7 protein-coding genes are annotated in these 5,633 nt (G+C 73.6%); 5 read left to right on the top strand and 2 right to left on the bottom strand.

Annotation, left to right across the window (positions count from 1 at the left end; genetic code table 11):
• Positions 1-64: 64 nt before the first annotated feature.
• Complete coding sequence (locus ACFU99_RS31100; RefSeq protein ID WP_384398363.1) at positions 65-448, bottom strand: cold-shock protein; 384 nt, start codon at positions 446-448, stop codon at positions 65-67.
• Positions 449-640: 192 nt separating this feature from the next.
• On the opposite strand from ACFU99_RS31100, the gene ACFU99_RS31095 reads away from it, so the two are divergent.
• Positions 641-913, top strand: coding sequence for a hypothetical protein (locus ACFU99_RS31095; protein ID WP_384398361.1), 273 nt, complete (start codon positions 641-643; stop codon positions 911-913).
• On the opposite strand, the gene ACFU99_RS31090 is transcribed toward ACFU99_RS31095, so the two are convergent.
• Positions 892-1,476: an HAD family hydrolase gene (locus ACFU99_RS31090; RefSeq protein ID WP_384398366.1), complete on the bottom strand. Its 585-nt coding sequence runs from the start codon at positions 1,474-1,476 to the stop codon at positions 892-894. The genes ACFU99_RS31095 and ACFU99_RS31090 overlap by 22 nt on opposite strands.
• A gap of 282 nt (positions 1,477-1,758) precedes the next feature.
• On the opposite strand from ACFU99_RS31090, the gene ACFU99_RS31085 reads away from it, so the two are divergent.
• The 4 genes from ACFU99_RS31085 to ACFU99_RS31070 form a co-directional block, all read left to right on the top strand.
• Complete coding sequence (locus tag ACFU99_RS31085; protein ID WP_384398359.1) at positions 1,759-2,787, top strand: FecCD family ABC transporter permease; 1,029 nt, start codon at positions 1,759-1,761, stop codon at positions 2,785-2,787.
• A complete protein-coding gene (locus ACFU99_RS31080) occupies positions 2,784-3,845 on the top strand; it encodes a FecCD family ABC transporter permease (protein ID WP_384398357.1) in 1,062 nt (353 codons plus the stop codon). The genes ACFU99_RS31085 and ACFU99_RS31080 overlap by 4 nt, the downstream gene beginning before the upstream one ends.
• A gap of 296 nt (positions 3,846-4,141) precedes the next feature.
• Complete coding sequence (locus ACFU99_RS31075; protein ID WP_384398365.1) at positions 4,142-4,972, top strand: ABC transporter ATP-binding protein; 831 nt, start codon at positions 4,142-4,144, stop codon at positions 4,970-4,972.
• A 113-nt stretch (positions 4,973-5,085) separates the two neighbouring features.
• The coding region (locus ACFU99_RS31070; RefSeq protein ID WP_384398355.1) for an ABC transporter substrate-binding protein at positions 5,086-5,633 on the top strand (548 nt) is incomplete at its 3' end.

Below are 5,633 nucleotides of genomic sequence, written 5' to 3'. Positions count from 1 at the left end.
CCCCTCGGCCCGGACGCGCTCGCCTTCGCGTAGGCGACGGGGAATCAGCGGGGAATCGGCGGCCCTAGACGTCCATCTGGTCCGCGACCGCGCGCAGCATGCCCGCGATCTTCGCGCCGTGCGCCTTGTCGGGGTAGCGGCCGCGCTCCAGCTGCTGGGTCACGTTCTCCAGGAGCGTGGTGAGGTCCTGCACGATAGAGGCGAGTTCGTCGGGCTTGCGGCGCTGCGCGGCAGCGACCGACGGCGCGGGGTCGAGGAGCGTCACCGTGAGCGCCTGGTCGCCGCGCTGGCCCGCGACGACACCGAATTCGACGCGCTGGCCGGGCTTGAGCGCCTCGACTCCGTCGGGGAGTACTGAGGAGTGCACGAAGACGTCGCCGCCGTCGTCGCGGGAGAGAAAGCCGAAGCCCTTCTCGCTGTTGAACCACTTGACCTTGCCGGTAGGCACGTCTGTCCTCGTCCTCGTACTCGTCGGGAAGCAGCTGAAAACGGCTCTGGATAGCACTACAGCGGGCCGCAGGACCCGCCACTGCCAAGGCTAATGGTCCCGGGCCCGGTGACAAGACGTCCTCGGGTGGTTCCGCTGCGCTTTGGCCCATGGGCACAAACGCCCCGGGGCTAGGGGACCTACCCTGTTGAGGTGAGTGATACTCCTTCCGCCGGGGGCCGGACCCCCGCGCCCGCCAGCCCCACGCGCGCCGGTGACCTGCTCGTACGGATCGGCGCCATCGTCTTCCTCGTGGGCGCGGTGGCCACCCTGGCCACCGTCGCCCCGCTGTTCCTGGGCCTGCACCCGCTGCCCTCCATCGCCTATGTCGTCTGCATGCTCATGGGCGTCGGCTTCGTGATCGCCGCGGCGGGGGTGCTGCGCTCGATCGCGCAGGAGCGGCGTCAGGCCCGTTCGCTGACATAGCGGCGCACCCAGGCGGGGAACGCCGTCAGGTCGTCGAGGACGGTGTCCGCGCCCGCCGAGCGCAGTTCGTCCGCGCCGCACGGCCCGGTCGCCACCGCCACGGACAGCGCACCGGCCGTACGCGCCCCGCGCACGTCCCCGGTGTGGTCGCCGACGTAGACGGCCGCCCCGTACTCGTGCAGCGCCTCGGCCTTGGCCTCGGCCCACAGCGAGCCGATCACGGCGTCCGCGCCGATGCCGAGCCGCTCCAGGTGCAGCTTGGCGTTGGGCTCGTGCTTGGCGGTGACGACGATCGTCCGGCCGCCCAACTCGCGCACGGCGGCGACGGCCTCGCGGGCGCCCGGCATGGCGAGCGTCGGCTCGATGGCGTGCTCGGGGTACATCGCGCGGTAGCGGTCGGCGATCGGCTCGATCTGATCGGCGGGGAACCAGTGCGCGAGCTCCAGCTCCAGCGGCGGGCCGAGGCGGGTGGTGGTCAGGTCGACGTCGATGTACACGCCCGTCTCGGCGGACAGCGCCGCGAACGCGGCCCGGATGCCGGGCCGGGAGTCGATCAGGGTCATGTCCAGGTCGAAGCCGACGGTGAAGGCGGGTTCGGCGCCGGCGTGCCCTGCAACGGAAGCCGTGGGGCGAGTGGTGGTCTCGTGGTTCGGGGTATGGGGGGCCATGCCGATATTGTGCCGCGCCCCTGCCCGTACACTTAGCGTCGCCTAACCACAACCTCGAACCGCGTCGAGCGACGTGATTCAGCCGATCGGCGCAGGACAGCACCGTGCCGCGCAGGGCAGTACGGCCCGGCGCGGGGCAGCAGCGCCGAACCGCACCGGACCCGCGAAGTGGAAGCGATGCCAGCCGTCCCGATCAGCAGCCCCAGATCGCATCTGGTGCGGCGCCGCGTCGGCTGGACTGCGGCCGCTGTCGCCGCCCTGCTGGTCGCGGTCCTGCTCAGCCTCTCCATCGGCAGCAGCCAGATCGCGCCGTCCAAGGTCGTCGACGCCCTGCTGCACGGCGGTACGAGCAACAGCGCCGAGATCGTACGGTCCATGCGGCTGCCCCGTACCGTCGTCGGGCTGATGGTCGGCGCGGCGCTCGCCATGGCCGGCACGGTCCTCCAGGGCATCACCCGCAACCCCATCGCCGACCCCGGCGTGCTCGGCATCAGCCAGGGCGCGTCGGTGGGCGTGGTGCTGGCCATCGCCTTCGCCGGGGTGCACTCGCTCACCGGCTATGTGTGGTTCGCCTTCGCGGGCGCGGGCATCGCGTCCGTCGCGGTCTACGCGGTGGCCACGAGCGGGCGCGGCGGGGCGACGCCGGTGAAGCTGGCGCTCGCCGGGGCCGCGATCAACGCGCTGCTGGCCTCGGTCTCGCACGCCGTCCTCACCACGCGGGCGGCGGCGCTGGACGAGTTCCGGTTCTGGCAGGTCGGCTCGCTGGCCGGCCGGGACGCCGCGCTGGTCGGCCAGGTCTGGCCGTTCCTGCTGGTGGGACTGGTGCTGGTGTTCTCGGTGGCGCGCGGTCTGGACGCGCTGGCGCTGGGCGAGGACGTCGCCAAGGGGCTCGGCCAGAACGTCGCCGTCGTACGGATCGTGGGCGGCCTCGGCGCGACGGTCCTCACCGGGGTGGGCGTCGCGGCGGCCGGGCCGATCGCCTTCGTCGGCCTCGCCGTGCCGCACATCGCCCGCGCGATCGTCGGCACCGACCACCGCTGGGTGCTGCCGATGGCGGCGCTCGTCGGGCCGGTGATGCTGCTCGTCTCCGACGTCATCGGCCGGATCGTCTTCCCGCCGAGCGAGGTCCCGGCGGGGGTGATGACGGCGCTGATCGGGGTGCCGTTCCTGGTGACGCTGGTCCGCCGGAAGGCGGTGGCCTCATGACCGCCCTGTCCCCCGCTCCGGTCCGCCCCGCCGGTTACACGCTCGTACGGGCCGGGCGCGCCTCCTTCCTGCTGCACCGGCGGGCGGCGCTCGTCGCGGCGGCGCTGGCCGTGCTGCTGGCCGCCGGGTGCGTGGCGTATCTGTGCGTCGGCGAGTCCTTCGTGGCGCCGGGCGAGGTCGTCAAGGTCCTCCTCGGCCGGCCGTCGCCCGACGAACTGGTCGTCGGGACGCTGCGGCTGCCGCGCATGACGGTGGGACTGCTGGTCGGCGTCGCCTTCGGCATCGCCGGGGCGCTGATCCAGACCGTGGCGCGCAACCCGCTCGCCAGCCCCGACATCATCGGCGTCACCCAGGGCGCGAGCGCGCTGACGGTGGGCGCGATGACGCTCGGCGTCACCTCGTACGCGGCGCTGCCGTACCTCTCCGTCGCGGGCGGACTCGTGGCGGCGGCCCTCGTCTACGTCTTCGCCTGGCGCGGCGGGCTGCACGCCGCGCGCTTCGTCCTCATCGGCATCGGCTTCGCGGTCGCGCTGCGCTCCGTCACCCAGCTGTTCCTGACCAAGGGCGACTACCTCGTCGCCCAGCAGGCCCAGGTGTGGATGACCGGCTCCCTCAACGGCCGCGGCTGGGACGAGGCCGCGCCGCTCGCCTGGGCGCTGCTGCTGCTCAGCCCCTTCGTGCTCTGGGCCGCCAGGGCGCAGCGCACCGTCTCGATGGACGACGACACGGCGACGGCCCTGGGCGTCCGGCTCGGCCGCGTACGGCTCGGGCTGGTCGCGCTCGGCGTCGTCCTCGCGTCGATGGCGACGGGCGCGGCGGGCCCGGTCGACTTCGTGGCGCTCCTCGCCCCGCAGATCGCGCGCCGTGTCACGCGCACGGCGCAGATCCCGCTGCTGTGCTCGGCGCTGCTGGGCGCCTTCATCGTGGTCGTCGCCGACCTGCTGGCCCGCAAGCTGTTCGCCCCGACGGAACTGCCGGTGGGCGTGCTGACGGCCGTCATCGGGGCCCCGTATCTGATCTGGCTCATCATCCGCAGCCGTACCGGAGGAAAAGCGTGACCGAGAGGGCCGACGGGGCGGCGGAGAAGGCCGCGGGCGGGACCGGGCAGACCGGCGAACCGACGCCGACGCGCGCCGGCGCGGGCATGGACAGGGCTGCGGACAAGGCCGCGAGCGCGGACGAGGCGGCGGACCGGACCGGGCGCATGGCCGACGCGTCGGCCGAGGCCGCAGACGAGAGCACGAGCGCGGGCGAGGCGGCGGGCGCGGCCGCAGACGAGAGCGCGAGCGCGGACGAGGCGGCGGGCGCGGCCGCGAGCGCGGGCGGGACCACACGCGCGGCGGCGAACGCCGCCATGGCCCGGCTCACCGCCCGCGATCTGACCCTCGCCTACGAGGACCGCACCGTCGTCGACGGCCTCGACCTGGACATCCCGCACGGCGAGGTCACCGTCATCGTCGGCCCCAACGCCTGCGGGAAGTCGACGCTGCTGCGGGCGCTCGGGCGGCTGCTCAAGCCGCGGCGCGGCGCGGTGCTGCTGGACGGGACCGAGCTGGGCCGCATCCCCACGCGCAAAATCGCGCAGGCGGTCGGGCTGCTGCCGCAGACGCCGGTGGCGCCCGACGCAATCACCGTCGCCGACCTGGTGGCCCGTGGCCGCCAGCCGCACCAGCACTGGTGGCGGCAGTGGTCGGACGAGGACGAGCGGGCGGTCACGGACGCCATGGAGCGTACGGACGTCACGGCGCTCGCCGACCGGTCCGTGGACGAGTTGTCGGGCGGCCAGCGGCAGCGCGTATGGATCGCGATGGCCCTGGCCCAGGAGACGGACCTGCTGCTCCTGGACGAGCCGACGACGTATCTCGACATCTCGCACCAGGTGGAGGTCCTGGACCTGGTCCGCCAGCTCAACCACGAGCGCGGCCGCACGGTCGTCGCGGTCCTGCACGACCTCAATCAGGCCGCCCGCTACGCCGACCACCTCGTGGCCATGAAGCAGGGCCGGATCGTGGCGCGGGGCCGCCCCTCGGAGGTCGTCACCGCGCAGCTCGTACGCGAGGTCTTCGGCCTGGAGTCGGTCGTGGTCCCGGACCCGGTGACCGGCAGCCCGCTGGTGGTGCCGGGCGCGCCGTGGCAGGCGGGGGGCGGCGACGGTACGGCCGTACGGGGCGCGCGCACCGATTAGGGCGGCGCGCGGGACGCGCATGGCGCTGGGGCGGAGCCGAATGGCCCGGCGCCGGCCGGGGCATCCTCAGCTCGCGGCGCACCGGCCCGCTCCCACCGACGAGAGGTCCTGATATGCAGCGCACTCTCCGCCGTCGCGGTGCGGCCGCGGGCTTACCGGCCGCGCTGGCCGCGGTCGCCCTCACCCTGTCGGCCTGCGGTTCGGGATCGGAGAACGGAAAAGCTTCGGACGCCGGGTCCGGCACCCATAAGGTGACGACGGCCATGGGCGAGGTGACGGTCAAGGACCACCCCCGCCGCGTCGTCGTCCTGGACACCGCCGAGCTCGACTCAGCGATCACCCTCGGCGTACGGCCGGTCGGCGCGACGCACGCCGACGTCGCGACCGGGTTCCTCGACTACCTGCCCAAGGACAAGCTCTCCGGCATCAAGGACGTGGGCGGCATCGCCGCGCCCAATCTGGAGGCCGTCGCCGCGCTCAAGCCGGACCTGATCCTCACCAACAAGGACCGGGACGGGTCGCGTTACAAGGAGCTGTCGCAGATCGCCCCGACCGTGATGACCGGCGCCACCGGCTTCCCGTGGAAGGCCAACTTCACCACGCACGCGGCGGCGCTCGGCAGGACGGCCGAGGCCAGGAAGGTCGTCGCCGACTACACCGC

The sequence above is a fragment of the Streptomyces sp. NPDC057654 genome (genome assembly GCF_042800135.1).
Classification (GTDB): domain Bacteria; phylum Actinomycetota; class Actinomycetes; order Streptomycetales; family Streptomycetaceae; genus Streptomyces.
Note: the sequence above shows the minus strand (reverse complement) of the source record. Positions and strands in the feature narration are given on the sequence as shown.

Bases quoted from the DNA above. Each gene is read 5' to 3' on its own strand.
- ACFU99_RS31090 (WP_384398366.1), bottom strand. From the start codon at position 1,476: ATGACCCTGATCGACTCCCGGCCCGGCATCCGGGCCGCGTTCGCGGCG.
- ACFU99_RS31085 (WP_384398359.1), top strand. From the start codon at position 1,759: ATGCCAGCCGTCCCGATCAGCAGCCCCAGATCGCATCTGGTGCGGCGC.
- ACFU99_RS31080 (WP_384398357.1), top strand. From the start codon at position 2,784: ATGACCGCCCTGTCCCCCGCTCCGGTCCGCCCCGCCGGTTACACGCTC.
- ACFU99_RS31075 (WP_384398365.1), top strand. From the start codon at position 4,142: ATGGCCCGGCTCACCGCCCGCGATCTGACCCTCGCCTACGAGGACCGC.